Below are 24,664 nucleotides of genomic sequence, written 5' to 3' on the forward strand. Positions count from 1 at the left end.
GTTGTAGGCCCAAAAGTGGCGAAACGGTTTGGTTTCGTGGGCGCGGCTCGGGGCGGTGAGATACTGCGAAGATGCCCGCTCGCTCGTTAGACGACCCGTTGGACAGCGTCGAGGACGTCGTGCGACGACGGGGCGCCGACCTCGTCGAGTTGTCCCACGCCATCCACGCCGAGCCGGAGCTTGCGTTCGCCGAGCACCGCAGCTGCGCCAAGGCCCAGGCGCTGGTCGCCGAGCGCGGTTTTGAGATCACCGCTTCCGCGGGCGGCCTGGACACCGCCTTCCGCGCCGACTTCGGCAGCGGACCGCTGACCGTCGGGGTGTGCGCCGAGTACGACGCGCTGCCCGAGATCGGGCACGCGTGCGGGCACAACATCATCGCGGCGTCGGCGGTGGGCACCGCGCTGGCGCTGGCCGAGGTGGCCGACGACCTGGGCCTGCGGGTGGCCCTGATCGGCACCCCCGCCGAGGAGGCCGGCGGCGGCAAGGCGCTGCTGCTGCGCGCCGGGGTGTTCGACGACGTCGCGGCGGCGGCGATGCTGCATCCCGGGCCCGCCGACATCGCGGCGGCCCGCTCGCTCGCGCTCTCCGAAGCGACCGTGCACTACCGTGGCAAGGAATCCCATGCTGCCGTCGCGCCGCATCAGGGGGTCAACGCCGCCGACGCCGTGACCGTCGCGCAGGTGGCCGTCGGGCTGTTGCGGCAGCAACTGGCGCCCGGCCAACTGGTGCACGGGATCGTCACCGACGGCGGGCAGGCGGTCAACGTCATCCCCGGGCACGCGGCGCTGCAGTATGCGATGCGGGCGGTCGAGTCGGATTCGCTGAGACAGCTGGAGGGCAGGATGTACGCGTGCTTCGCGGCGGGCGCTCTTGCCACCGGCTGCGAGTACGAAATCGACAATCCGGCGCCCGCATACGACGAACTCAAGCCCGACGAGTGGCTATCCGATGTCTTCCGGGAGGAGATGCGCCGGCTCGGGCGCGAGCCGGTGGCCCGCGAGTACGAGGCGGCGTTGCCCATGGGCAGCACCGACATGGGCAACGTCACGCAGTTCCTCCCGGGCATCCATCCGGTCGTCGGGGTGGACGCCGGCGGCGCCACCGTGCACCAGCGCGCCTTCGCGGCGGCGGCCGCCGGCCCCAGCGCCGACCGCGCCGTCGTCGACGGCGCGATCATGTTGGCGCGCACGGTGGTTCAGCTCGCCCAGGCCCCCGAACAGCGCGATCGGGTGCTGGCCGCGCTGGAGCGCAGACCCGGCGGGGCGCGCGCATGAGCCTCGTCGACACCGCCGAATCGTGGTTGGCCGCGCACCACCAGGACCTGGTGGAGTGGCGGCGGCACATCCATCGCTACCCGGAGTTGGGGCGGCAGGAGTTCGCCACCACGCAGTTCGTCGCCGAGCGCCTGGTCGATGCGGGGCTGAAGCCGAAGCTGCTGCCGGGTACCGGGCTGATCTGCGACATGGGTCCCGAGCACGAGCCGAGGATCGCGCTGCGGGCCGACATGGACGCGCTGCCGATGGCCGAGCTGACCGGGGCGCCGTACGCGTCGACGATGCCCAACGTCGCGCACGCCTGCGGGCACGACGCACACACCGCGATCCTGCTGGGTACGGCGCTGGCGCTGAGCTCCGTGCCGGAGCTGCCCGTCGGGGTGCGACTGATCTTCCAGGCCGCCGAGGAGTTGATGCCGGGCGGGGCGATCGACGCCATAGCCGCCGGGGCGTTGTCCGGGGTGTCGCGGATCTTCGCGCTGCATTGCGATCCCCGCCTCGAGGTCGGCAGGGTCGCGGTCCGGCAGGGCCCGATCACCTCGGCGGCCGACCAGATGGAGATCACGCTGTATTCGCCCGGCGGGCACACGTCGCGCCCGCACCTGACCGCCGACCTGGTCTACGGCCTGGGCACGCTGATCACCGGGCTGCCGGGGGTGCTGTCGCGCCGCATCGACCCGCGCAACAGCACGGTGTTGGTGTGGGGCGCGGTGAACGCAGGCGTGGCCCCCAACGCGATCCCGCAAACCGGCGTGCTCGCGGGAACCGTGCGCACCGCGAGCCGCCAGACCTGGATCGCGCTCGAGGAGGTCATCCGCGAGACCGTGTCCGCGCTGCTATCCCCGCTGGCGATCGAGCACACGCTGCAATACCGCCGCGGCGTGCCGCCGGTGGTCAACGAGGACATCTCCACGCGGATCCTGACCCACGCGATCGAGGCCGTCGGCCCCGACGCGCTGGCCGACACCCGCCAGTCCGGCGGCGGTGAGGATTTCTCCTGGTATCTGGAGGAGATTCCCGGCGCGATGGCCCGGCTGGGGGTGTGGTCGGGCGAGGGACTGCAGCTGGACCTGCACCAGCCGACCTTCGACCTCGACGAGCGGGCCCTGGCGATCGGGCTGCGCGTGATGGTCAACGTCGTCGAGCAGGCGGCCCTGTTCTAGGCGCCGCGAGCGCGCGTGTCTGTACGCCGACACGCCGTGTGGAGCGGCATTTTGCGGACTCTCGGCAGACTGCACAGGGCTGAATTGCCGACGGCACTTCACGCCAAGACGATGGCGCGTATGAACGCAGAGTTCAGCCGATTGCTCGACGCGCAAGGCGGAGTGGTGACCTCTGCTCAGGCGCTGACATTCCTGACCCGTCGCGGGCTCGAGGCAGCGCTGAACAACGGTGAGCTACAACGGGTTTGGCACGGCATCTACTGCCACGCTGAGGTGAATACTGCGTTGCGTCTGCGCGGGTTGGACTTGGCGACCGGGACGACGGTCGTGGTGTGCATGGGTACCGCCGCGGCGGCGTACGGCTTCGATACGGAACGGACTCCGGATCTACACGTGCTAAACCCTGCCGGGCGGCGGCTCCGCTCGACCGATGGCTTGGTCGTCTACCGGCGCCAGGGCGCGCCGTTGAGCATGGTCGGCGATCGGCCGGCTACGACACCGGCCTGGACGGCGATTGAAGTCGCCCGTCGTCTGCGGCGGCCCAGGGCACTGGCAACGCTGGATGCGGCACTGCGAAGCGAGACGTGTGGGCGGTACGGTCTCGAGCAGGCGGCCGTGCGCCAGTGCGGCCGACGCGGCATCTTCACCGTGCGCGAACTGCTTGAGTTGGCTACCCCCAAGGCGGAGTCACCGATGGAAAGCGAGGCGCGACTGGTCATGATCGACGGCGGGTTACCGCCGCCGGTTCTGCAATACGAGGTCGTGGATCTGCAGGGACGTATCTGGCGCCTCGATTTCGCTTGGCCCGAACGCCGCGTCGCCGCCGAATACGATGGCGTGGACTGGCACAGCGGTCCGGACGCATTTGTGCGGGACCGGCGACGCTCCTCTGCCCTTCAGGAGCTGGGGTGGTTGGTCGTGCCCATCATCGCCGAGGACGTCAGATATCGGCCGGGCGAACTTGTCCGCCGGCTCGAAACGCACCTACGAAGGGCCGCGTAGCGCGCTATCGACGGGCCGCAAAATGCCGGCCCCGTCGCCGTGTCTGCGTACAGACACGGCCGCTCGCGGGACAAAGCCCTAGGCGCCGCTGGTCCCCGGGCCGATGTTGTGCGCGGGGCGGGTCCGCAGATCGTGCACGTAATCCTCTGGTGCGCCGGCGATTTCGGCCGCGTCGGCCATCACGCCGAGGTAACGCGCCGAGGGCAGGCCGCCCTCCCAGGCGTCCAGCACGTACAGCCACGCCAGCACGGGGTCGGTGGTGGTGTCCGACGAGATGCGCTCCACTCGGCAGCGGATCTTCTTGTGGACCCCGAACTCCGAGCCCTCCCAGCGGTCGAGGTTGATCTCGTCGGCCGGCGTCATGTCGTAGAGAACGACGAACACCTTCGATTGCGGGTCCTCGACGATCGTCGCCAGGGCCCCTTCCCAGCCGATGTCCTCCCCGCCGAACGTCAACCGCCACCCGTGCAGCCAGCCAGTTCCGGCCATCGGCGAGTGCGGCGCGCGCTTGAGCATCTGCTCGGGATCCATGTTCGACCCGTACGCGGCGTAGAGCGGCACGGGGAAATCTTAGACGTCGCATGCTCGCGCGGTATTCACCCGAGCGATTCGCGGGGTCCCGCCCACCCGGATAGGTTAGGGACCGTGGTGACCCGCATTGTCATCCTCGGGGGAGGGCCGGCCGGTTACGAAGCCGCGCTGGTCGCCGCCACCTCCCATCCGGACACGACGCACGTCACCGTGATCGACTCCGACGGCGTCGGCGGGGCGGCCGTGCTCGACGACTGCGTGCCGTCCAAGACGTTCATCGCCTCCACCGGGCTGCGCACCGAACTGCGCCGCGCGCCCCGACTGGGCTTCGACATCGACTTCGAGGACGCGAAGATCTCGTTGCCGCAGATCCACGCCCGGGTCAAACGGCTCGCCACCGAGCAGTCGGCGGACATCACCGCCCAGCTGCTCGCCGTGGGAGTCGAGGTGGTCGCGGGCCGCGGCGAGCTCGTCGACCCCACGCCCGGCCTGGCCAAGCACCGCATCAAGGCCACCGCCTCAGACGGCACCTCCAGCGAGCACGAGGCCGACGTCGTGCTCATCGCCACCGGCGCCAGCCCACGGATCCTGCCGACCGCGAAGCCCGACGGCGAGCGGATCCTGACCTGGCGGCAGCTCTACGACCTGGAGGCGCTGCCCGAGCACCTGGTCGTGGTGGGCTCCGGGGTGACCGGCGCCGAATTCGTGCACGCCTACACCGAGCTCGGCGTGCGGGTGTCGGTGGCGGCCAGCCGCGACCGGGTGCTGCCCTACGAGGACGCCGACGCCGCGCTGGTGCTCGAAGAGTCGTTCGCCGAACGCGGGGTGCAGCTGTTCAAGAACGCGCGCGCCGAGTCGGTCACCCGCACCGACGCCGGGGTGCTGGTCACGATGACGGATGGTCGCACTGTCGAGGGCAGCCACGCGCTGATGACCATCGGGTCGGTCCCCAACACCAGCGGCCTGGGCCTGGAGCGCGTCGGCATCGAGCTCGGGGCGGGCAACTACCTGACCGTGGATCGTGTTTCGCGCACCTCGGTGCCGGGGATCTACGCCGCGGGCGACTGCACCGGGCTGTTGCTGCTGGCGTCGGTGGCCGCCATGCAGGGCCGGATCGCGATGTATCACGCGCTGGGGGAGGGCGTCACCCCGATCCGGTTGCGCACGGTCGCCGCGACGGTGTTCACCCGGCCGGAGATCGCGGCGGTCGGGGTGCCGCAATCGATGATCGACGACGGTTCTGTGCCGGCGCGCACCATCATGCTGCCGCTGCGGACCAACGCGCGGGCCAAGATGTCGGGCCTGCGGCAGGGCTTCGTCAAGGTCTTCTGCCGGCGGTCCACCGGCGTGGTGATCGGCGGCGTGGTGGTGGCGCCGATCGCCTCCGAACTAATCCTGCCGATCGCCGTGGCGGTGACCAACCGCATCACCGTCAACGAGTTGGCGCAGACGCTGGCCGTTTACCCCTCGCTGTCCGGCTCGATCACCGAGGCCGCGCGCCGGCTGATGGCCCACGACGATCTGGATTAGCCACTAGCCTGGGAACCGCACGCCTACCGACGAGTAACCGGACAGGAGTCCCCGCAGTGACCGACCCCATCGACGCGCTGGGCCCGCAGCACCGCACCGTCGCCTGGGAGCGGCTGGGCGCCGAGCAGTTCGACGTGGTGGTCATCGGCGGAGGCGTGGTGGGCTCGGGGTGCGCGCTGGACGCCGCCACGCGCGGGCTCAAGGTGGCGCTGGTCGAGGCGCGCGATTTCGCCTCGGGCACGTCGAGCCGGTCGTCGAAGATGTTCCACGGTGGGCTGCGGTACCTCGAGCAGCTCGAGTTCGGCCTCGTCCGCGAGGCGCTGCACGAGCGCGAGCTGTCGCTGACCAAGCTGGCGCCGCATCTGGTCAAGCCGATGCCGTTTCTGTTCCCGCTGACCCATCGGGTCTGGGAACGTCCCTACACCGCCGCGGGCATCTTCCTCTACGACCGCTTGGGCGGTGCGAAATCCGTTCCGGCGCAAAAGCATTTGACCCGTGCCGGCGCATTGCGCCTGAGCCCGGGCCTCAAGCGCACGTCGTTGATCGGCGGGATCCGCTACTACGACACCGTCGTCGACGACGCCCGCCACACCATGACGGTCGCGCGCACCGCCGCCCACTACGGCGCGGTGGTGCGGTCCTCCACGCAGGTGGTCGCGCTGCTGCGCGAGGGCGACCGGGTGACCGGCGTGCGGGTCCGCGACTCCGAGGACGGCTCGATCACCGAGGTCCGCGGCCACGTCGTCGTCAACGCCACCGGGGTGTGGACCGACGAGATTCAGGCGCTGTCCAAGCAGCGCGGGCGGTTTCACGTCCGCGCGTCCAAGGGCGTGCACGTCGTGGTGCCGCGCGACCGGATCGTCAGCGACGTCGCGATCATCCTGCGCACCGAGAAATCGGTGATGTTCGTCATACCGTGGGGCAGCCACTGGATCATCGGAACCACCGACACCGACTGGAATCTCGACCTCGCCCACCCCGCGGCGACCAAGGCCGACATCGACTACATCCTGGGGACCGTCAACACCGTGCTGGCCACGCCGCTGACGCACGAGGACATCGACGGCGTGTACGCCGGGCTGCGGCCGCTGCTGGCCGGGGAGAGCGAGGAGACGTCCAAGCTGTCCCGCGAGCACGCCGTGGCGGTGCCCGCGCCCGGCCTGGTCGCGATCGCCGGCGGCAAATACACCACCTACCGGGTGATGGCCGCCGACGCGATCGACGCCGCGGCCCAGTTCGTCCCTGCCCGGGTGGCCCCGTCGATCACCGAGAAGGTCATCCTGCTCGGCGCCGACGGCTATTTCGCGCTGGTCAACCAGGTCGAACACGTCGGCACGCTGAAGGGCCTGCACCCGTACCGGGTGCGCCACCTGCTGGACCGCTACGGGTCGCTGATCGGCGAGGTCCTGGAGCTGGCGGCCGAGTCTCCCGACCTGCTCAGCCCGATCAAGGAGGCGCCCGGCTACCTGAGGGTCGAAGCCCTCTACGCCGTCACCGCCGAGGGGGCCCTGCACCTGGAGGACGTCCTCGCGCGCCGGATGCGCATCTCCATCGAGTACTCGCACCGCGGCGTCGACTGCGCCCGCGAAGTGGCCGACGTGGTGGCGCCCGTGCTGGGGTGGTCTGCCGCGGACGTCGACCGCGAGGTCGCCAACTACACCGCGCGGGTGGAGGCCGAAATTCTGTCGCAGGCCCAGCCCGACGACGTCTCGGCGGACGAATTGCGCGCCAGCGCGCCCGAGGCGCGCGCCGAGATCCTCGAGCCGGTACCGCTGAGTTGAGGCGACGTTGAGGCCGGCGCCCCTTCCCGTGCGCGACGGGCTCGGCCCGGCACGGGCGCGGTTGCGCGGCGGTCCGGTGCTGGCCGAGCTGATCGCCCGGTTCGGCGCGCCGGCCAGCGAGGTTGTCGACGCCGACGGCGCCCCGGTTGACGAGACGACGGTGCTGCCGGCGGGTTCTTTCGTCTACCTCTATCGCGAGCTGCGCGACGAGGTGCCGGTGCCCTTCGAGATTCCGGTGCTGCATCAAGACGACGACATCGTGGTCGTCGATAAGCCGCATTTTCTGGCCACCATGCCTCGCGGCCGGCACGTGGCACAGACGGCGCTGGTGCGGCTGCGCCGCGAACTGGGGTTGCCCGAGCTGAGCCCGGCGCATCGGCTCGACCGGCTCACGGCCGGAGTGCTGGTCTTTACGACCCGGCGCGAGGTGCGCGGCGCCTACCAGACGATGTTTTCCCGAGGTTTGGTCAGCAAGGTTTATTTGGCGCGCGCTGCCGTCGACCCCTCGTTGGTGCTGCCGCGGGTGGTGCGCAGCCGAATCGTCAAGCGCCGCGGCGTTTTGCAGGCCTGCTGCGAGCCGGGTGTGCCGAACGCGGAGACGTTGGTGGAGCTGCTGGCCGATGGCGTGTATCGGCTGACGCCGCGCACCGGACGCACCCATCAGCTGCGGGTGCACATGTGCTCGCTGGGCGTGCCGATCGAGGGTGATCCGTTGTACCCCAACATCATTGACGTGGCCCCCGACGACTTCAGCGCGCCGCTGCGGTTGCTGGCGCAGCGCATCGAGTTCGACGACCCACGCTCCGGTGTGCGCCGCGAGTTCGTCAGCCGGCGGCAGGGCCCGTAAGCGCAAGAATTTCGCATGCGCCCTTCGCTAGCCTGCCGTCATGCACACACTGAAGAAGGCCGTTGCCGGGGCGCTCCTTTCGGGCGGCCTCGCGGTGGCGGGCGTCGGTCTCGCCGGAGGTGCGGCCGTGGCCCAACCCGCCCCGGCGCCGCTCAACCACTTCACCTGGTGCCCGGGCCACCCGGATCCGAACGACCACATGTCGCCTGGCGGCCCGATCGCCGCCATGCAGCGCGAGGGGTGGGACTTGAACGTCTGCCACGACTATTGGTATCCCGCGGCCGGATTCCCGGATAGCCCGCAGCACAACGACATTGTCGAGGGGGATCACGTGCCGCGCGGGCCCGCCTGCGCGCCGCTGTGCGCGCCCTGGCCGTAGCGGGCTTGTCTGACTCTTGTCAGGGTGTCATCTCCCAAGACATCGGTGACAGTTCTGCACCAGGACATCGGTGACAGTTCGTGTGGTCTTGGTGGTGACACTTCTGCCCCAAGGTTTCGGTGGTGGCTGTCAATGAACCCATCGATCCTCGCGTCCGTCTTGCGATCTCGCAGTGGCCCGATGACGCGCCTCGCGGGGCGGTCTCGACGTTCTGCGCCGAGCACGGCATCTCCCGCAAATCGTTCTATGAATTGCGCAAACGCAGCAGGACCGACGGGCCGGCCGCGGTGCTCGAACCCAGGACTCGACGACCGATGTCGAGTCCGTCGAAGTTGAGCGATGAGGTCAAGGAACAGGCGGTGGCAGTGCGGGCCGCTCTGGAATCCTCCGGCCTGGACCACGGGCCGATCAGTGTGCACGAGAAGATGCACGCGATGGGCCTGGGACAGATCCCTTCAACGGCGTCTTGGCACGCATCTTTCGTGAGGCTGGCGTTGCTCGTCTTGAGCCGAAAAAGAAGCCCCGATCGGCATGGCGGCGGTTCGTCTGCGATATCGACCACACCATCCCCTACGCCCAGGGCGGGGCCACGCACGCGTCCAACCCGAAGCGTTATTGCCGCACTCAAGCTCGGATGCAGACGTTCGACGACCGGTGATCTGCCAGGAGTTAGGTCTCGCGCTGGGCGAAAACCGAGGGCCCGCGCATTCGATGCGCATTCTTGCGCAGTGCAGCCGCTTTTTGACAGGTACTCTCGGCCGCTCGACGCGCCTTATGGGCACCGTCCACGGCGACCTCTGCGCGACTTATGACTCGTTCGAGGAACTCCAACTCGGTAAGCAGTTGGTGGATGCCGCTTTCCACAGTGCGCCTCCTTTTGGGTCTCGGATACCCAACAGGACCGGTCTTGACCCTCGCCTAGAGATACGCGATAACAGGACCAGTGGCGGTGATTAGATGCTCCTGGATAGGCAAAAGGGCGTTGCTGTGAACGGTGAGGAAGACACCAACCTCGCGCAGTGGTCCGAGGCCGCCCGGCAACGCTCCCGGAAACAGATGCTTCGGGCCGTTGGCAAGTTCCGCCAGGCAAAAGCGCGATTCTTTGAGACCGAGGACAGGATGGAACACGCAGCCGAGGAATACCGGCGCGCTCTGCTGTTGGGCGCTGATCTACCGCCAATGTCAACGGTCGAGACAATCGATGGAGAAGGTACGGATCGGCCCAACTCGGACGGCTAGTTTTTTGCGCCGCCCTTATGCGCCGGGCTCAGAATGTACTTCAGCCAGTCGATGCCATCGTTTGATCAAGACGTTTTGGGGCTGGACGGAAAAACAACTGGCCGACGGCACCCTGATTTTGACGTCCCCGGCCGGGCACACCTATGTCAGCACCCCGGGCAGCGCGCTGCTGTTCCCCAGCCTGTGTTACGCCGTGGGCGGCATGCCCAGCGCCGAGGCCGACCCGGCGCACGACTATTGCGACCAGCGCGTCGCGATGATGCCCAAACGCCGGCGCACCCGCGCCCAAGACCGCGCCTCCCGGGTGGCCACCGAACGCCGCCACAACCGCGCCGCCCGCCTAGCCCGAAAAGCCGAGCAGCCCAGCTACTTTGGACCCGCCCCACCCGCCGCAGACGACGAACCGCCGCCGTTCTAGGAAGCGGCGACGGCGAAAAGCCGCCATTCGCCCGGCCCGCCGTACGCTCGCCAAGTGCAAGAGGTGACCAAAGCCGACATCCTCGCCGCGCTAGATGACAGTGGGAAGCGGTTTGTCTCGATCGTCCGGGGGCTCGATGCGGATCGCGCCGCGCGACCGGTGCCTGGGCTCGCCTGGACGGCCGTGGAGACTGCGGCGCATGTTGTAACCGTGCTTGGCAGGCTGGTTGGCGATCGCCGACGTGCCGCCACAAACGACGGGGTTGCCGAGCTGAATGCGACCTGCCTCTCGGAGTACACCGACCGAGATATCAACGATATCGCCGACCGGCTCGAGGCAAATCTGCGTGCGGTGATCGACCACGTCTACCCCAAAGTCGACTTCGACCGTCTGTATCCCTTCCACGGAGGATCGACAATCTCTGCCGGCGGTGGGGCTCGATGGATCTTGTGCGAGCTGCTTGTCCACGGCTACGACATCGCCGTTGCAACCGGGAACGAGTGGGTGATACCGGCCGCGGAGGCATCCATGGCAATTCGTGGCCCCGCTGAGTCGATGAATCGGCTGGTTGAGGCCAAAACCTCTACCCGACATCGCGTGCATCTGGGGAAAGACGACACTGTCGAATTCGTCGCATCGTCCGGATCCCTGCCTGCCGACGACGAGCCGATCGACGTGGAACCCGGCGAGTTGCTCCTGGCTTACTTCGGAAGAATTGAAGTGACCGATCCGCGTTTGGCGGTGGTTCTCGCTGAGCTGCCGCACCTCTGACTAGGTCGGGACCGCGCGGCCGGGACCCGCCCGCGGCGGCCACGGCGGCGGCCCGTAACACCGAGGGGAAACCACCCCCGACCTTTTAACCGCGTGAACGCTTCCGGACCGGGTAGCCCGCGGTCATGGAAATCACGGTCACCTTCGTCGGCAATGCCACCACGTTGATCACCGCCGGCGGGCTGACGCTGTTGACCGATCCGAATTTCCTGCACCGGGGCCAGCATGCCTATCTGGGTTACGGGTTGGTCTCCAAGCGGCTCAGGGAACCGGCGTTGAACGTCGACGAGCTGCCTGCGGTCGACGCGGTGGTGCTGTCGCACATGCACGGCGATCACTGGGACCGGGTCTCGCAGCGGGGCCTCGACCACGGGCTGCCGATCGTCACCACCCCGCACGCGGCCAAGCGGCTGCACCATCGTGGCTTCGGGCACGCGCTGGGTTTGTCGACGTGGCAGCGACACACGATCACCAAGGGCGGCAACACCGTTCACATCACCTCACTGCCGGGTCGGCACGCCCCCCAGTGGAGCCGACGACTGCTGCCGCCGGTGATGGGCACCATGCTCGAATTCGTCGCCGCCGATCGCTCGGCGCGTCGGCTCTACGTCTCCGGCGACACCCTGCTCGTCGAGGAGCTCAACGAGATCCCCAAGCGCTTCGACTCGATCGACGCCGGCGTGCTGCACCTGGGCGGGACGCGGCTGCCCGCCGGCCGGCGGCTTCCGTTCGGTCTGACGGTGACCATGGACGGCCGCCAGGGCGCGGAGCTGGTGGCGCTGCTGGCGCTGCCCAAAACGATCCCGGTGCACTTCGACGACTACAGCGTGTTTGCGTCGCCGCTCGACGAGTTCATCGGCGAGATGCGGCTTCGCGGCCTGGGCGACCGCGTCATCCAAGTGGACCGCGGCGCCTCGGTGACCCTGTGAGCGGTCCGCCACCCAGCTGCTAATTCTCCGCTGGCCAGGGACGTCCGGTATATGTTCATGTCATGCGATTCGCGAACGGAACAGTGCTCGCGAGGGGCGTAGACGTGCAATGTTTCCGCGTTGGTCGCGGCGCGGTCAGCGCAACTTTGCTGGATGGTTTCCCGAATAAGGGATGTGAGATGTCATGGACTTTTTAGCGCTGCCGCCCGAGGTGACCTCGGCGCTCGTGCATGCCGGTCCCGGGGCGGGCTCTCTGATCGAGGCGTCCGCCGCCTGGCAGCGCATCGGCAACGAGTTGGACAGCTCGGTCAGCACCTATACGTCGGTGCTGTCGTCGCTGATGGACGCGTGGGACGGCCCGTCGGCCGCGAAGATGGTTCAGGCCGTCCAGCCCTACATCACCTGGCTGCGGGACACCGCCCAGCAGGCCGACCAGCTGGCCTCCTCGACGCAGGCCGCCGCGACCGCGTTCAACTCGGCGCAGTCGGCGGTGGTCCCGGTCGCGACGGTGACCGCCAACCGGACGCGGCTGGCGCAGCTGATAGCGACCAACCGGTTCGGCGCCAACCTGCCGGCCATCGCCGCGACCGAAGAGCAGTACCAGACCCTCTGGGCAAACAACTCCGCGGCGCTGACGCGCTATCAGGCGGCCGCGACGCAGGCGCTCGACCTGCAGCAATTCACGACGCCGCCGGCGATCACCGACCCGGCCGGGACGGCCGCGCAGGCCACCGCCACGTCCGCCGCCGCCGCCACGCCGGCGCAATCGATCGGGGACTTCTTGGAGTCGATCGTCGGCACCCCGTTCGGCTTCGACCCCAACGTGGGCTGGTTCGGGCTGGCCAACACCTACGCCAACCAGTTCATCTCGTCCGGTTTCCCGATCAACCTGCTCAGCTACCTCGCGCAGAGCACCTCGGCCCAGGCGCTGCAGAGCGTGGGCGGCGACATCGGCCAGGGCCTCTCGGAGGGCGAGTCGGCGCTGGGAGCGGCGGGGGCCAGCTTGTCCAATGCGGTGAAGTCGCTCGGATCGGCGCCCACCGGGGCGATGGCCGTCGGCGTGTCGATGGGCAAGCTGACCGCCCCGCCCGCCGTGGTGGGGCTGCTGCCCGCCTCGCAGACGCCGGTGCAACTCGCCTCGGCGGCATCGCCGCTCGACGGCGCCGACGCCGGGTTCCCCATGATGCCGCCGCTGATGCCCCCGCCGGTCTCGGCGGGCAGTGGCTGGCGCAAGCGGAAGCAGAACAAGCTCGAAGACCTCCAGGTGGGCGCCGAAGTCAAGGGCAAAGTGATCCGCACACCGCCGTCGGCCGGATGAAAGCCAACGCCGAAACCTTCCCGGGGTGAGATGTCATGGACTTCGGGACGCTGCCGCCAGAAATTAGTGCGGCGCTGATCCACTCCGGACCGGGTGCGGGTTCTCTGATCGAGGCGTCCGCCGCGTGGGAGCGGTTGGGCGTCGAGCTGGAGGATTCCCTGCCCGGCTACGGCGCAGTGCTCTCGGCGCTGGGTGAGGCCTGGGGCGGCCCGTCCGAGGCCGCGATGGCTCAGGCCGTCGACCCCTTCCTCGCGTGGTTGGCCGCCACCGCGCAGCAGTGCGAGCAGGTCGGCTCGTCGATCGAGACGGTGGCCGCGGCATTCGAATTGACCCGCCGGACCGTGGTTTTCCCGGTTCAGGTCGCGGCCAACCGGACCCGGCTGGCGCAGCTGATCGCCACCAACTGGCTCGGGACCAACTTCGCCGCGATCGCCGAGACCGACGCCCAGTACGAGGGCATGTGGGTGAACAATTCGGCGGCGATGAACCGCTACGCGGCGACCTCGGCACAGGCCATCCGGCTGCCGCAGTTCTCGTCGCCGCCCACGATCGTCAGCCCGGCGGCAGCGGCCGCGCAGGCCACCGCCGCGTCCGCCGCCGCCACCCCGGCGGCATCGACGCCGCTGGGGGATTTCTTGACGAACGTCCTCAGCACCCCCTTCGGCTTCAACCCCCAGAAGGGCTGGTTCGGCCTGGCCAACACGTATGCCGACCAGTTCATCGCCGGCGGAATCCCGATCAACCTGCTCAGCTACCTGGCGCAGCTGAACGCGGCCCAGACGCTGCAGAGCGTCGGCAGCGACGTGGGCCAGGGGCTGGCCGAGGGGGAGGCCGCGCTGGGCGGGGTCGAGGCGGGCCTCGCCGACGCGGTCAGGGCCGCCGGATCGGCGCCGACGGCCGCGGTGGGCGTCGGGGTTTCGATCGGCAAGCTGACGGCGCCGCCCGCGATGGTCGGGCTGTTGTCCGCGTCCAAATCGACGGTGCAGCTGGCGGCGGCGGCGTCGCCGCTGGCCGCGGACGAATCCGGGTTCCCCTTCATGCCGCCGCCGATGATGCCGCCGGTCGCGCCGCGCGACAAGAGCAAGCGCGGGGGGCGCGACTACGACGACCTCGAAATCGGGCTGGAGATCAAGGGGACCTTCATGACCCGCCCGCCCTCAGCGGGCTGACGGCCCGGCCTAGCCGGTCGCCGCCCCCGCGCGGGACTCGATCATGCGGTTGCGGACGATGTGTTCGACGAGGATCGGAACGAAGGTCTGCACGGGCGCGTCGACGAATTGCTGGGCGGCCTGCTCGCACCACTCTTTGATCTGCGCGGTGCGCTGCTCGTCGCCGCGCCCCTCGTGGCGGGCCAGCTTGTCGGCGACCTCGGCCACCGACCGCGCGACGGCGGAAGTGCCGGCGGGCACGGCGTCGGGGTCGGCCACCCCGGCCTGCTGCAGTTCCTGGCGGGCGGCCTCCTCGGCGGCGTCGGGCCGGATGACGTGCAGCGTGAGGTGGTGACCGTCCTCGCCGAACAGGATCACACTGGTCGGCTCGTCGCTGGTGAAGCCCAGCAATTCGACTGTGTGGCCGTCGATCTCGACCAAATCCGGCGTCTCGTGCCAGCCGTTGCGGCGGTAGCCCACCATCACGACGTGGCCGAGTCGGTCGGACAGTTTCGCCAGCAAGTCCGGCAGCTCGTCGGCCAACCGGGTCGACCGCGGCCACCAGGCCCCGTCGAGATGCTCCGACGCGGACCGATGGGGCTTGAGCTGCAAGCGATTCTCGTGCTCCACGCGACCAAGGTACGACCAAAGCGATCCACCCGCGACTCGAGCGCCGCAGGTAACCCCGGCGTGTACCCGACGTGAACGGCCGGTAGCGCCAATCGGTTTGGGGATCGACAAGTTGACCAAGACGACTTAAGCCCCTGTCGCAGTCGCGCCGCCCTGGTGATGATTACCGCATGCGAACCGCCTACCACGAGCAGCTCGACAATCTGGCGGCACAACTGGGCGAGATGTGCGGCCTGGCCGGGGTGGCGATGAAGCGCGCGACCCAGGCCCTGCTGGAGGCGGACCTGGACGTCGCCGAGCAGGTGATCCGCGGCCAGGAGCGGATCGTGTCGATGCGGACGGCGGCCGAAAAGGAGGCGTTCGGACTGCTGGCCCTGCAGCAACCGGTGGCGGGCGACCTGCGGGATATCTTCAGCTCGATACAGATCATCGCCGACACCGAGCGAATGGGCGCGCTGGCCGTGCACGTGGCCGACATCGCCCGGCGCGAGCACCCCAGGCACGTGCTCCCCGACGAAGTCCGCGGCTGCTTCGCCGAGATGGGCAAGGTGGCAATCACCTTGGGCGCCAGCGCAAAACAGGTGCTGATGTCCCGTGACCCGCAGCAAGCCGCCCAGCTTCGCGAACGAGACCAGGCGATGGACGACCTGTACGGCCAGTTGTTCTCGGTGCTGCTGGATCGCGAGTGGAACCACAGCATCTCGGTGGGCGTGGAGGCGGCGTTGCTGGGCCGCTTCTACGAGCGCTTCGGTGACCACGCCGTGGAAATCGGCCGCCGCGTCATCTTCATGCGCACCGGCGTGCTACCCGCCGAGGATGCAACGCGATGACCGCCACCACTGCGGCCGAAGCGGCGCCGCTGACCGCCAAGCGGGTCGCTGAAGCCCCCGTCGAGGCGGTCCTGGAATGGCTGGGCAGTTCGGCCGCCGGGCTGTCCAGCGCCGAGGCGGCCGCCCGCCTGGCGCAGCACGGCCCCAACGCCGTGCGGACCCATCACGTCAACGCGCTCGCGGTGCTCGGTCGCCAACTGCGCAGTGCGGTGCTGATCCTGTTGGCCGGCACCGCGGTGGTGTCGTACTTCCTGGGCGACAGCATGCAGGCGGTCATCATCGGCATCATTCTGGCCGCCAGCATCGGTTTGGGCTTCGTCAACGAATATCGCGCCGAGCGGGCCGCCGCCGACCTGCACGGGCGGGTGCACCACAACGCCCTGGCGCGCCGCGACTCGAAGTTCGTGACGGTCAGCGTCACCGACCTGGTGCCCGGCGACGTGATCCGGCTTTCGCTGGGCGAGGCCGTGCCCGCCGATGTCCGGCTGATCGAGGTCACCGGCCTGGAATGCAACGAAAGCATCCTGACCGGGGAGTCGACCGGCTCGGAGAAGTCGCCCCTGCCGACGCCGCCCGGCACCGCGCTGGCGGAATCGGCCGACCTGGCCTTCATGGGCACCATCGTCAGCGCCGGGGAGGGCGTCGGCGTGGTGTACGCCACAGGGAAAGACGCCGAATTCGGGCGCATCGCAGCGGGTTTGGACCAGCGTCAGCCGGAAACGGCCTTCCAGGTCGGGCTGCGCAAGTTCTCCTACCTGCTGCTGCAGGTCGCGATCGCGTTGATGGTGATCATCCTGGCCAGCAACCTGCTGCTGTCCAAGCCGATCATCGATTCGGTGCTGTTCTCGCTGGCCATCGCGGTGGGCATCACGCCCCAGCTGCTGCCCGCGGTGGTCAGCACCAGCCTCGCGACGGGATCGCGGCAATTGGCCAAGTCGAAGGTGCTCGTCAAACGGCTGGTGTGCATCGAGGACCTGGGCGACATCGACATCCTGATCACCGACAAGACCGGTACCCTGACGGAAGGCCAGATCCGCCTGGTCGACGCGATCGACCCGGCCGGCGCGCACGCCGACCCGGTCCGGCGGCTGGGGTTGCTGGCCACCGACGTCGACCCGGATTCCGGTGGCGTCAGCGCCAATCCGCTCGACGCCGCGCTCTGGGAGTCCGCGGGGGCGCAGGACTTGGTGGGCGATGCGGTGCGCCGCGTCGCGATCCTGCCGTTCGACCACGAGCGCCGTGCGACGTCGGTCCTGGTCGACGACGGAGGGAAACGCATCCTCGTGGTCAAGGGCGCGCCGGAGCAGGTGCTGGCCCGATGCCGGGCGGCGTCGCCGGCGGCCGACGAGACCCTCGCGGCCCTGTTCGCCGCCGGGCGCCGGGTGGTGGCCGTGGCGCTGCGGCCCGCGGACGAGCTCAGCGCCGTCACCGCCGACGACGAAACCGACCTCGCGCTGGCCGGCTTTCTGGTCTTCGCCGATGAACCTAAACCCGCTGCGCGCCAATCTCTTTCACAGCTGGCCGCGCTGGGCATCGAACTCAAGATCGCGACCGGCGACAATCCGCGTGTCGCCGAAAAGGTTTGCGCCGAGCTCGATTTGGCGTCCAAGGGCACCGCCACCGGGGCCGACCTCGAGCCCCTCGACGACGACGCCTTCGCCGAGGCCGCCCGCAACAACACGATCTTCGCCCGAATCTCGCCCGAGCAGAAGGCGCGGCTGATCGTCTCGCTGCGCCGCCACGGGCGATCGGTCGGCTTCCTCGGCGACGGTGTCAACGACGCGCTGGCCCTGCATGCCGCCGACGTGGGGATCTCCGTCGACAGCGCCACCGACGTCGCCAAGGACGCGGCCGACGTGGTGCTGCTGGAAAAGGACCTCGGCGTGCTGGCCACCGGCGTCGCCGAGGGCCGGCGGATATTCGCCAACACCATCAAGTACGTGCTGATGGGCACCTCGAGCAACTTCGGCAACATGTTCAGCGCGGCCGCCGCGTCGGCGCTGCTGCCGTTCCTGCCGATGCTGCCCAGCCAGATCCTGCTCAACAACCTGCTCTACGACAGCTCCCAGCTCGCCATCCCCACCGACCGGGTCGACGAGGAACAGCTGCACGCGCCGTCGCACTGGAACGTCGCTTTCATCCGCCGGTTCATGCTGATCTTCGGGCCGATCAGCTCCCTGTTCGACTTCCTGACGTTCGGGTTGATGCTGGGCGTGCTGCACGCCGGCGCCGTCGAATTCCGCACCGGCTGGTTCGTGGAATCGCTTGCGACGCAGACGCTGATCATCTTTGCGATCCGCACCCGCAAGGTGCCGTTCGTCCGCAGTCGGGCCAGCGTCCCGCTGACCATCACCAGCCTCACCGTGGTCGCCGTCGGGGTGGCGCTGACCATCTCGCCGCTGGCCCACACCCTGGGTTTCACGCCGTTGCCGTGGCAGTTCTTCGCCGTGCTGGGCGGCTTCGTCGTCGTCTACCTGGTCCTGGTCGAGCTCGCCAAGCTGATGTTCTACAGCGAGCCGATGAACCACAACGGGCAGCCGCACCGCACCCGCGGAGACGAGCACCGAATCCGCCGCCGCGCCGCGCGCTTCCACTACGCTCCGAGCTCATGAGCGAAGATCAAGCGCTGGTCATTGTCGCCGGTTATCAGGACCTCGATGCGGCTCGCCGCGACTTCGAAACGCTCACCGAGCGAACCAAGGCCAAGGAGGTCCCGCTGCGGGGCGCCGTCCTGGTCGGCAAGGACGCCGACGGCAATCCCGTGCTGCTCGACACGGGCAACCGGCTGGGCCGCCGGGGCGCCGCGTGGGGGGCGGGCGCCGGCCTGGCGGTCGGCCTGTTCTCGCCGGCCCTGCTGGCCACCGCTGCGGTCGGTGCCGCCGCCGGGGCGCTGGCCGGCACGTTCGCCGACCACCGGATCAAGAGCGGGCTGGCCGACAAGATCGGGCAGGCGCTGGCCGCGGGCAGCGGCCTGATCATCGCCGTGACGCCGGCGGAGGGCCGCCTGGGCGTTGAGCAGGCGTGCGCCGGCTCCCCAATGAAATCCGTTGCGGAGCTGAGCCGTTCGACGCTGCGCAGCCTGGGCGCGGCGCTGGAAGAGGCGATGGGCAAGTTCAACCCCGACCGCACCCGGCTGCCGTTGCCGCAGCGGGCTTTCGGCGGCACCATCGGCCGCACCATGGCCGACTCGGTCGGCGACTGGACGATCGTCCCGGGGGCCAAGGCGCCCGACGGTGCACCCAACGTGCTCATCGTGCTCATCGACGATGCCGGGTTCGGCGGCCCGGACACCTTCGGCGGCGCCATCCGGACCCCGACCCTGACCCGGGTGGCGCAGAGCGGGTTGACCTACAACCGCTTTCACGTCACCGCGGTCTGCTCGCCGACCCGCGCGGCGCTGCTGACCGGGCGCAACCACCACCGGGTCGGCTTCGGTTCGGTCACCGAGTTCCCCGGGCCCTTCCCGGGCTATTCCTCGGTCCGGCCGCGCAGTTGCGCCGCGCTGCCCCGCATCCTGCGCGACAACGGTTACGTGACGGGCGGTTTCGGCAAGTGGCACCTCACCCCGGACAACGTCCAGGGCGCGGCGGGCCCGTTCGACAACTGGCCGGTGGGCTGGGGCTTCGACCACTTCTGGGGCTTCCTGTCCGGCGCAGCCGGCCAGTACGACCCGATCATCACCCAGGACAACTCCGTCATCGGCGTGCCCCAGGGTAAGGACGGCCGGCCCTACTACTTCCCCGACGACCTCACCGACAAGGCCGTCGAATGGCTGCACGCCGTGCGGGCGCAGGACGCCGAGAAGCCCTGGCTGATGTACTACTCGACCGGCGCCACCCACGCGCCGCACCACGTGTTCGCCGAATGGGCCGACAAATACCGCGGCCAGTTCGACGAGGGCTGGGATGTCTACCGGCGCAAGACGTTCGAACGCCAAAAGCAGCTCGGTGTGATTCCAGCCGACGCCGAGCTGACCGAGCGGCCCGATTTGTTCCCGGCGTGGGACGGCCTGTCGGACAACCAGAAGAAGCTCTTCGCCCGCCAGATGGAGGTGTTCGCCGGGTTCTCCGAGAACGCGGACTACAACGTCGGCCGACTGCTCGACGCGATCGAGGATCTCGGCGAATCCGACAACACGCTGGTCTTCTACATCTGGGGAGACAACGGCGCCAGCATGGAGGGCACCGTCACCGGCTCGTTCAACGAGATGACGTTCCTGAACGGGGTGCTGCTCGACGCCGACCGTCAACTCGAGCTCATCGAACAGTACGGGGGAATCGAGGCGCTCGGAAACGAGTTCACCGCACCGCATTTCGCGAGCGCCTGGGCGCACGCCAACAACACCCCGTTCCAGTGGGGCAAGCAGATGGCCAGCCACCTCGGCGGCACGCGCGACCCGATGGTGGTCGCCTGGCCGAGCCGGATCCGTCCCGACGCCGCGATCCGCGGCCAGTTCACCCACTGCATCGACATCGCGCCAACGGTGTTGGAGGCCATCGGTTTACCGCAGCCGGTCAGCGTCGACGGCTTCGAGCAGGAAGCGATGGACGGAACCAGTTTCGTCCACACCTTCGACGACCCCGCGGCGGAAGAGCGCCACACGGTGCAGTACTTCGAAATGTTCGGCAGCCGCGCCATTTACCAGGACGGGTGGTGGGCGTGCACCCGGCTGGACAAGGCGCCGTGGGACCTCTCACCGGAGACGCTGGCGCGGTTCGCGCCCGGAACGTACGACCCGGACAGCGACGTCTGGGAGCTGTACTACCTGCCCGACGACTTCTCCCAGGCGCGCAACGTCGCCGCCGAGCATCCCGACAAGGTTGCCGAACTCACCCGGCTGTGGTGGCAGGAGGCCGAACGAAACCGGGTGCTGCCGCTGCTGGGTGGCCTCGCGGTGATGTTCGGCAGCCTGCCGCCGCTGCCGACCACCACCCGGTTCACCTTCAAGGGCGACGTGCAGAACATCCAGCGCGGCATGGTGCCCCGGATCTTCGGGCGCTCCTACGCGATCGAGGCGCGGCTGGTCGTTCCCGACGACGGCACGCAGGGCGTGATCGTCGCCGACGCCGACTTCATCGGCGGGTTCGCGCTATGGGTCGACGAGAGCCGGCGGCTGCGCCACACGTACTCGTTCCTCGGCGTGGACACCTACAAGCAGGTGTCCACCGAGCCGATTCCCACCGGGGACGTGACGGTGCGCATGCTCTTCGAATCCGATCAACCCGTCCCGGGTTCGGGTGGGCGGGTGACGCTCTGGGCCGACGACCGGCTGATCGGTGAGGGCTCGATGGCCAACACGGTGCCGCTGGCCTTCACGTCCTACGCGGGGATGGACATCGGGCGCGACAACGGCCTCGTCGTGGACCGCGACTACGAGGACAGGGCGCCGTACGCGTTCACCGGGACCGTCAAGGACGTTGTGTTCGACCTCAAACCCGTTCACCCCGAAGCCGAACAGGCGCTGCACGAGCACGCGGCGGTGCAGGCCGTCGGGCGCGGCGCCGCGGGCTGAAGGCCGCTACTGCTGGGCGCGGGCGACGTTCCCGCCGAGGCCGGACTGGATGCCCCGGTTGATCTGGTCGGCGACGGAGGATCCGCCGTTCGAGACCGTCTGGGGGCAGCTGCAGGACAGATCGTTGAACACGCTGGGGTCGGCGCCGGCCGGTGCCGCTATCGAAATCGCCATCCCGGCTGCGACAGCGGCGCCAACTAAAATTCTCGATACCACGTAATCAGTTCTCCGAGCTGGTAGGTGATAGCGGGAGTGTAGGGCCGGCAGGTCTCGTGAGAGCGACCGTGCGCGTTGCCGTCACGTTAAGAAAAAAGCACCGTCGCTGTGAGGTCAGGACGCGTACTTGGGGCAGTACGCCCGGATGCTGGCGCCGACAAAGAAACCGGCGTGGTAGCCGTCCAGGTCGCTGTTGGCCTGCACGGTGGACGCGACTTGCGCGGGTGTCTTGCCGTTGTCCAGTTCATCGCAGACCTCGTGGCCGGCAATCAGAACCTTTTCCGGCGATCCGAAGTGGATGCCCTTTGCGCTCACCGCCGCCAGGAACGCGTCGTCGGCGGCGTCGGCTCGGGCGATGGCGGCCGTGGCCGCCAGGGGAGCGAACACGGCCAGCACAACCAGGTTGACGATGCGCGCGAGCCTCATTTCGCCCCCTTCCTAGTCGTGCCGTTGCCCGAGCCGCGAATTTCGCACATACAGCTTTGCACAGTGCGGCGATCGCCGAATTGAAATCAGGGCGACACGAAAGGCGTTCGGGCCGCCGGATTCTGCGATTTGAACCGGCGTTATGCCGTTACGACGGCACGTCTGCGTATTGCGGGCAGTACGCGCGTTCGGCCAGGGCCACGAAGTAGCCGGCGTCGTCACCGTCGATGCCGCTGCTGTTCATCACGTCGGTCGCGATCTGTTCCTGCGTCTTGCCCATATCGAGTTGGTGGCACACCAAATGCCCGGCCGCGATCGCGGATTTGGGCGACTCGTGCTCGATGCCGTGGTTGTGCAGCGCCGTGATGAACGCGTCGTCGGTGCCGTCGGCGTAAGCCGGCGGGGCCGCCGTCACCGGACCGAGCAGCGCGACCGCCGGGATGAAGCCGGCAGCCAACAGCGGGAGCAGCCGGCGAGGCTTGCGGGTACCGGTACTCGTCATTTCTAATACCCCCAAGGTTCTGAAGTTCCGTTGTTTGACGACTGAAGGTTCGGCCGCCAACGTTGCAAGCAGGTTACAGCTCGCCATCATCTAATCATCGCGGATATTGCGAACAACGCAACAATGGTTCCCGCCGGCCGTACCCGCGCTGGTTTTCGCTCGTCGTGCTGGCGGCCTGCGCGGTCGTCGGCGCGGGCTGTGACGTGCGCCACGTCTCGGCGGCCAGCGCCCGGGATGTGGCCGGCACCTTGCGTTCCGGCGGCATGGACCGCACCTACACGTTGCACGTGCCGCCCGGCGAGCCCGTCGCGTTGGTGCTCAGCCTGCACGGTGGCGGCGGCACCGGAACGGGCCAGCAGGGCCTGACCGACTTCGACGCGGTCGCCGACGCCAACAACCTGCTGGTGGCCTATCCCGATGGTTACGACAAGAGCTGGGCCGACGGGCGGGGGGCGTCCCCGGCCGATCGTCATCACGTCGACGACGTCGGGTTCCTGGTCGCGCTGGCGGGCAAGCTGCAAAGCGACTACAACATCGCGCCGGGGCACGTCTTCGCGACGGGCATGTCCAACGGGGGCTTCATGTCCAACCGGCTCGGTTGTGACCGCGCCGACGTGTTCGCCGCGATCGCGCCGGTGGCCGGGACGCTGGGCGCCGGCGTCGTCTGCCACCCGTCGCGTCCGGTGTCCGTGCTGGCGGCCCACGGCACCGCCGACCCGCTGGTGCCGTTCAACGGCGGAGACGTGCGCGGACGGGGCGGGGTCAGCCATTCGATCTCGGCGAACAGCATGGTCGACACCTGGCGTTCGGCCGATGGGTGCCAGGGCGATCCGTCGACGCAGGTGCTGCCCGGCGTGGGCGACGGCACCGTCGTGCACCGCTTCGATTCCGCGGCCTGCGCGGCTTCCACCGAGGTGATCTTCTACCGGATCGACAACGGCGGGCACACCTGGCCGGGGGGCAAGCAGTATCTGCCCCAGGCGATCATCGGGCGCACCTCGCGCGCCCTGGACGCCTCGGAAGTCATCGCCCAGTTTTTCCTCGCGCACGGCCGGAACTAGCGGAAGCGGTTAGTATGCCTCATGGCCGTGACGAGGGCATCCCTTTGAAACTCAATCGATTTGGTGCAGCGGTGGCGGCCCTGGCCACCGGTGCGGTGGTCCTGTCGGCGTGTGGCAGCGACCACCACGCCGCCGGTCCAAGCGGCACGAGCAGCCCGCCGGCGAAGGTGGCCTGCGGCGGCAAGCCGACCCTGCGGGCCAGCGGCTCCACCGCCCAGGCGAACGCGATGACCCGTTTCGTCAAGGCCTTCGAACAGGCCTGCGGGGGCCAGTCCCTCAATTACACGCCCAACGGCTCCGGCGCCGGCATCGGCGAATTCGTGGGCAATCAAACGGATTTCGCCGGCTCGGACTCGCCGCTGAGCAAGGAAGAGTACGCACGAGCTCAGCAGCGCTGCGGCTCGCCGGCGTGGAACCTGCCGGTGGTGTTCGGCCCGATCGTCATCGGCTACAACGTCAACGGCGTGAGCGCCCTGAACCTGGACGGCGCGACCGCGGCCCGGATCTTCAGCGGCGGCATCACCGGCTGGAACGATCCCGCGATCGCGGCGCTCAACCCCGGCATCGCCTTGCCGGCCGAGCCGATTCACGTCGTGTTCCGCAACGACGAGTCGGGCACCACCGACAACTTCCAGCGGTACCTCGACAGCGCCTCCAACGGCGCGTGGGGCAAGGGCGCCGGCAAGGCGTTCAACGGCGGTGTCGGCGAGGGCGCCAAGGGCAACGACGGCGCCGCGGCGGCCGTGAAAACCACCGAGGGGGCGATCACCTATGTCGAGTGGTCGTTCGCCCAGGCGCAACAACTGAACACGGCCAAGGTCCTCACGTCGGCCGGCCCGGACCCGGTGACGATCAGCGCGGAATCCGTCGGCAAGACCATCTCGTCGGCCTTCTTCATCGCCAAGGGCAACGACCTTGCCCTCGACACCATCTCGTTCTATCGGCCCAACCAGCCCGGCGCGTACCCGATCGTGCTGGCGACCTATGAGATCGTGTGCTCGAAATATCCCGACCCGCAGGTCGGCGCGGCGGTAAAGGCGTTCCTGCAGAGCACGATCGGCGCCGGCCAGGACGGCCTCGCCGGCAACGGGTACATCCCCATCCCGCAGGAGTTCAAGTCCCGGTTGTCGACCGCGGTCGACGCCATCTCATGAGCC

The 24,664-nt window shown here is 68.8% G+C and carries 21 protein-coding genes and 2 pseudogenes; 18 read left to right on the plus strand and 5 right to left on the minus strand.

Features of this window, described 5'->3' with window-relative positions; genetic code table 11:
* Positions 1-71 precede the first annotated feature (71 nt).
* The 3 genes from AC5Y4S_RS01790 (at position 72) to AC5Y4S_RS01800 (ending at position 3,439) form a co-directional block, all read left to right on the plus strand.
* Positions 72-1,274, plus strand: coding sequence for a M20 family metallopeptidase (locus AC5Y4S_RS01790; RefSeq protein WP_500029372.1), 1,203 nt, complete (start codon positions 72-74; stop codon positions 1,272-1,274).
* On the plus strand, positions 1,271-2,437 hold the full coding sequence (locus AC5Y4S_RS01795; RefSeq protein WP_500029373.1) for a M20 family metallopeptidase: 1,167 nt from the start codon (positions 1,271-1,273) through the stop codon (positions 2,435-2,437). Before AC5Y4S_RS01790 ends, AC5Y4S_RS01795 begins: the two co-directional genes overlap by 4 nt.
* A 120-nt stretch (positions 2,438-2,557) precedes the next feature.
* Positions 2,558-3,439: a type IV toxin-antitoxin system AbiEi family antitoxin gene (locus tag AC5Y4S_RS01800; RefSeq protein WP_500032047.1), complete on the plus strand. Its 882-nt coding sequence runs from the start codon at positions 2,558-2,560 to the stop codon at positions 3,437-3,439.
* Positions 3,440-3,517: 78 nt separating this feature from the next.
* Here AC5Y4S_RS01800 and AC5Y4S_RS01805 read toward each other — a convergent pair whose 3' ends face one another.
* Positions 3,518-4,000: a gamma-glutamylcyclotransferase family protein gene (locus AC5Y4S_RS01805; protein ID WP_068187722.1), complete on the minus strand. Its 483-nt coding sequence runs from the start codon at positions 3,998-4,000 to the stop codon at positions 3,518-3,520.
* 84 nt (positions 4,001-4,084) lie between these two features.
* Between AC5Y4S_RS01805 and AC5Y4S_RS01810 the strand changes: the two genes are divergently transcribed.
* The 10 genes and pseudogenes from AC5Y4S_RS01810 (at position 4,085) to AC5Y4S_RS01855 (ending at position 14,351) form a co-directional block, all read left to right on the plus strand.
* The gene (locus tag AC5Y4S_RS01810) at positions 4,085-5,500 is read left to right on the plus strand and encodes an NAD(P)H-quinone dehydrogenase (RefSeq protein WP_500029374.1); all 1,416 of its coding nucleotides are present in this window, start codon (positions 4,085-4,087) and stop codon (positions 5,498-5,500) included.
* A 56-nt stretch (positions 5,501-5,556) separates the two neighbouring features.
* Positions 5,557-7,281: a glycerol-3-phosphate dehydrogenase/oxidase gene (locus AC5Y4S_RS01815; RefSeq protein ID WP_500029375.1), complete on the plus strand. Its 1,725-nt coding sequence runs from the start codon at positions 5,557-5,559 to the stop codon at positions 7,279-7,281.
* A 7-nt stretch (positions 7,282-7,288) separates the two neighbouring features.
* Complete coding sequence (locus AC5Y4S_RS01820; RefSeq protein ID WP_500029376.1) at positions 7,289-8,128, plus strand: pseudouridine synthase; 840 nt, start codon at positions 7,289-7,291, stop codon at positions 8,126-8,128.
* Positions 8,129-8,168: 40 nt separating this feature from the next.
* Positions 8,169-8,507 (plus strand): hypothetical protein, encoded by a 339-nt coding sequence (locus tag AC5Y4S_RS01825; RefSeq protein ID WP_068187726.1) that lies wholly within the window; start codon positions 8,169-8,171, stop codon positions 8,505-8,507.
* Positions 8,508-8,626: 119 nt separating this feature from the next.
* Positions 8,627-9,054: pseudogene (locus AC5Y4S_RS01830) on the plus strand (IS481 family transposase); the annotation flags it as partial.
* Between the two features lie 705 nt (positions 9,055-9,759).
* A pseudogene (locus tag AC5Y4S_RS01835) lies at positions 9,760-10,164 on the plus strand (hypothetical protein); the annotation flags it as partial.
* Between the two features lie 54 nt (positions 10,165-10,218).
* A complete protein-coding gene (locus tag AC5Y4S_RS01840) occupies positions 10,219-10,935 on the plus strand; it encodes a maleylpyruvate isomerase mycothiol-dependent enzyme family protein (protein ID WP_500029377.1) in 717 nt (238 codons plus the stop codon).
* A gap of 125 nt (positions 10,936-11,060) precedes the next feature.
* Positions 11,061-11,864 (plus strand): MBL fold metallo-hydrolase, encoded by an 804-nt coding sequence (locus AC5Y4S_RS01845; protein ID WP_500029378.1) that lies wholly within the window; start codon positions 11,061-11,063, stop codon positions 11,862-11,864.
* Between the two features lie 184 nt (positions 11,865-12,048).
* Positions 12,049-13,182 carry a PPE family protein gene (locus tag AC5Y4S_RS01850; protein ID WP_500029379.1) on the plus strand — a complete coding sequence of 378 codons (1,134 nt, stop codon included), beginning with the start codon at positions 12,049-12,051 and terminating at the stop codon, positions 13,180-13,182.
* A 35-nt stretch (positions 13,183-13,217) separates the two neighbouring features.
* On the plus strand, positions 13,218-14,351 hold the full coding sequence (locus tag AC5Y4S_RS01855; RefSeq protein WP_500029380.1) for a PPE family protein: 1,134 nt from the start codon (positions 13,218-13,220) through the stop codon (positions 14,349-14,351).
* A gap of 9 nt (positions 14,352-14,360) precedes the next feature.
* On the opposite strand, the gene AC5Y4S_RS01860 is transcribed toward AC5Y4S_RS01855, so the two are convergent.
* Complete coding sequence (locus AC5Y4S_RS01860) at positions 14,361-14,960, minus strand: DUF5994 family protein (protein ID WP_500029381.1); 600 nt, start codon at positions 14,958-14,960, stop codon at positions 14,361-14,363.
* Positions 14,961-15,130: 170 nt separating this feature from the next.
* Between AC5Y4S_RS01860 and phoU the strand changes: the two genes are divergently transcribed.
* From phoU to AC5Y4S_RS01875, 3 genes are read left to right on the plus strand one after another with little or no spacing between them, the layout of a single operon-like run.
* A complete protein-coding gene (gene phoU / locus AC5Y4S_RS01865; RefSeq protein WP_500029382.1) occupies positions 15,131-15,790 on the plus strand; it encodes a phosphate signaling complex protein PhoU in 660 nt (219 codons plus the stop codon).
* The gene (gene mgtA, locus AC5Y4S_RS01870; RefSeq protein WP_500029383.1) at positions 15,787-18,402 is read left to right on the plus strand and encodes a magnesium-translocating P-type ATPase; all 2,616 of its coding nucleotides are present in this window, start codon (positions 15,787-15,789) and stop codon (positions 18,400-18,402) included. Before phoU ends, mgtA begins: the two co-directional genes overlap by 4 nt.
* On the plus strand, positions 18,399-21,302 hold the full coding sequence (locus tag AC5Y4S_RS01875) for an arylsulfatase (RefSeq protein ID WP_500029384.1): 2,904 nt from the start codon (positions 18,399-18,401) through the stop codon (positions 21,300-21,302). The genes mgtA and AC5Y4S_RS01875 overlap by 4 nt, the downstream gene beginning before the upstream one ends.
* 6 nt (positions 21,303-21,308) lie before the next feature.
* Here AC5Y4S_RS01875 and AC5Y4S_RS01880 read toward each other — a convergent pair whose 3' ends face one another.
* From AC5Y4S_RS01880 to AC5Y4S_RS01890, 3 genes are all read right to left on the minus strand, one after another.
* Positions 21,309-21,476 (minus strand): hypothetical protein, encoded by a 168-nt coding sequence (locus AC5Y4S_RS01880; protein WP_500029385.1) that lies wholly within the window; start codon positions 21,474-21,476, stop codon positions 21,309-21,311.
* A 156-nt stretch (positions 21,477-21,632) separates the two neighbouring features.
* Positions 21,633-21,944, minus strand: a complete 312-nt coding sequence (locus AC5Y4S_RS01885; RefSeq protein ID WP_500029386.1) for a DUF732 domain-containing protein — start codon at positions 21,942-21,944, stop codon at positions 21,633-21,635.
* 148 nt (positions 21,945-22,092) lie between these two features.
* Positions 22,093-22,446 (minus strand): DUF732 domain-containing protein, encoded by a 354-nt coding sequence (locus AC5Y4S_RS01890; RefSeq protein ID WP_068112563.1) that lies wholly within the window; start codon positions 22,444-22,446, stop codon positions 22,093-22,095.
* 164 nt (positions 22,447-22,610) lie between these two features.
* On the opposite strand from AC5Y4S_RS01890, the gene AC5Y4S_RS01895 reads away from it, so the two are divergent.
* Together AC5Y4S_RS01895 and pstS are read left to right on the plus strand one after the other, a co-directional pair.
* Positions 22,611-23,507, plus strand: a complete 897-nt coding sequence (locus AC5Y4S_RS01895; protein WP_500029387.1) for an extracellular catalytic domain type 1 short-chain-length polyhydroxyalkanoate depolymerase — start codon at positions 22,611-22,613, stop codon at positions 23,505-23,507.
* A gap of 44 nt (positions 23,508-23,551) precedes the next feature.
* The gene (gene pstS, locus AC5Y4S_RS01900; protein WP_500029388.1) at positions 23,552-24,661 is read left to right on the plus strand and encodes a phosphate ABC transporter substrate-binding protein PstS; all 1,110 of its coding nucleotides are present in this window, start codon (positions 23,552-23,554) and stop codon (positions 24,659-24,661) included.
* Positions 24,662-24,664 lie beyond the last annotated feature (3 nt).

It is taken from the genome of Mycobacterium sp. NGS64 (assembly GCF_059812245.1).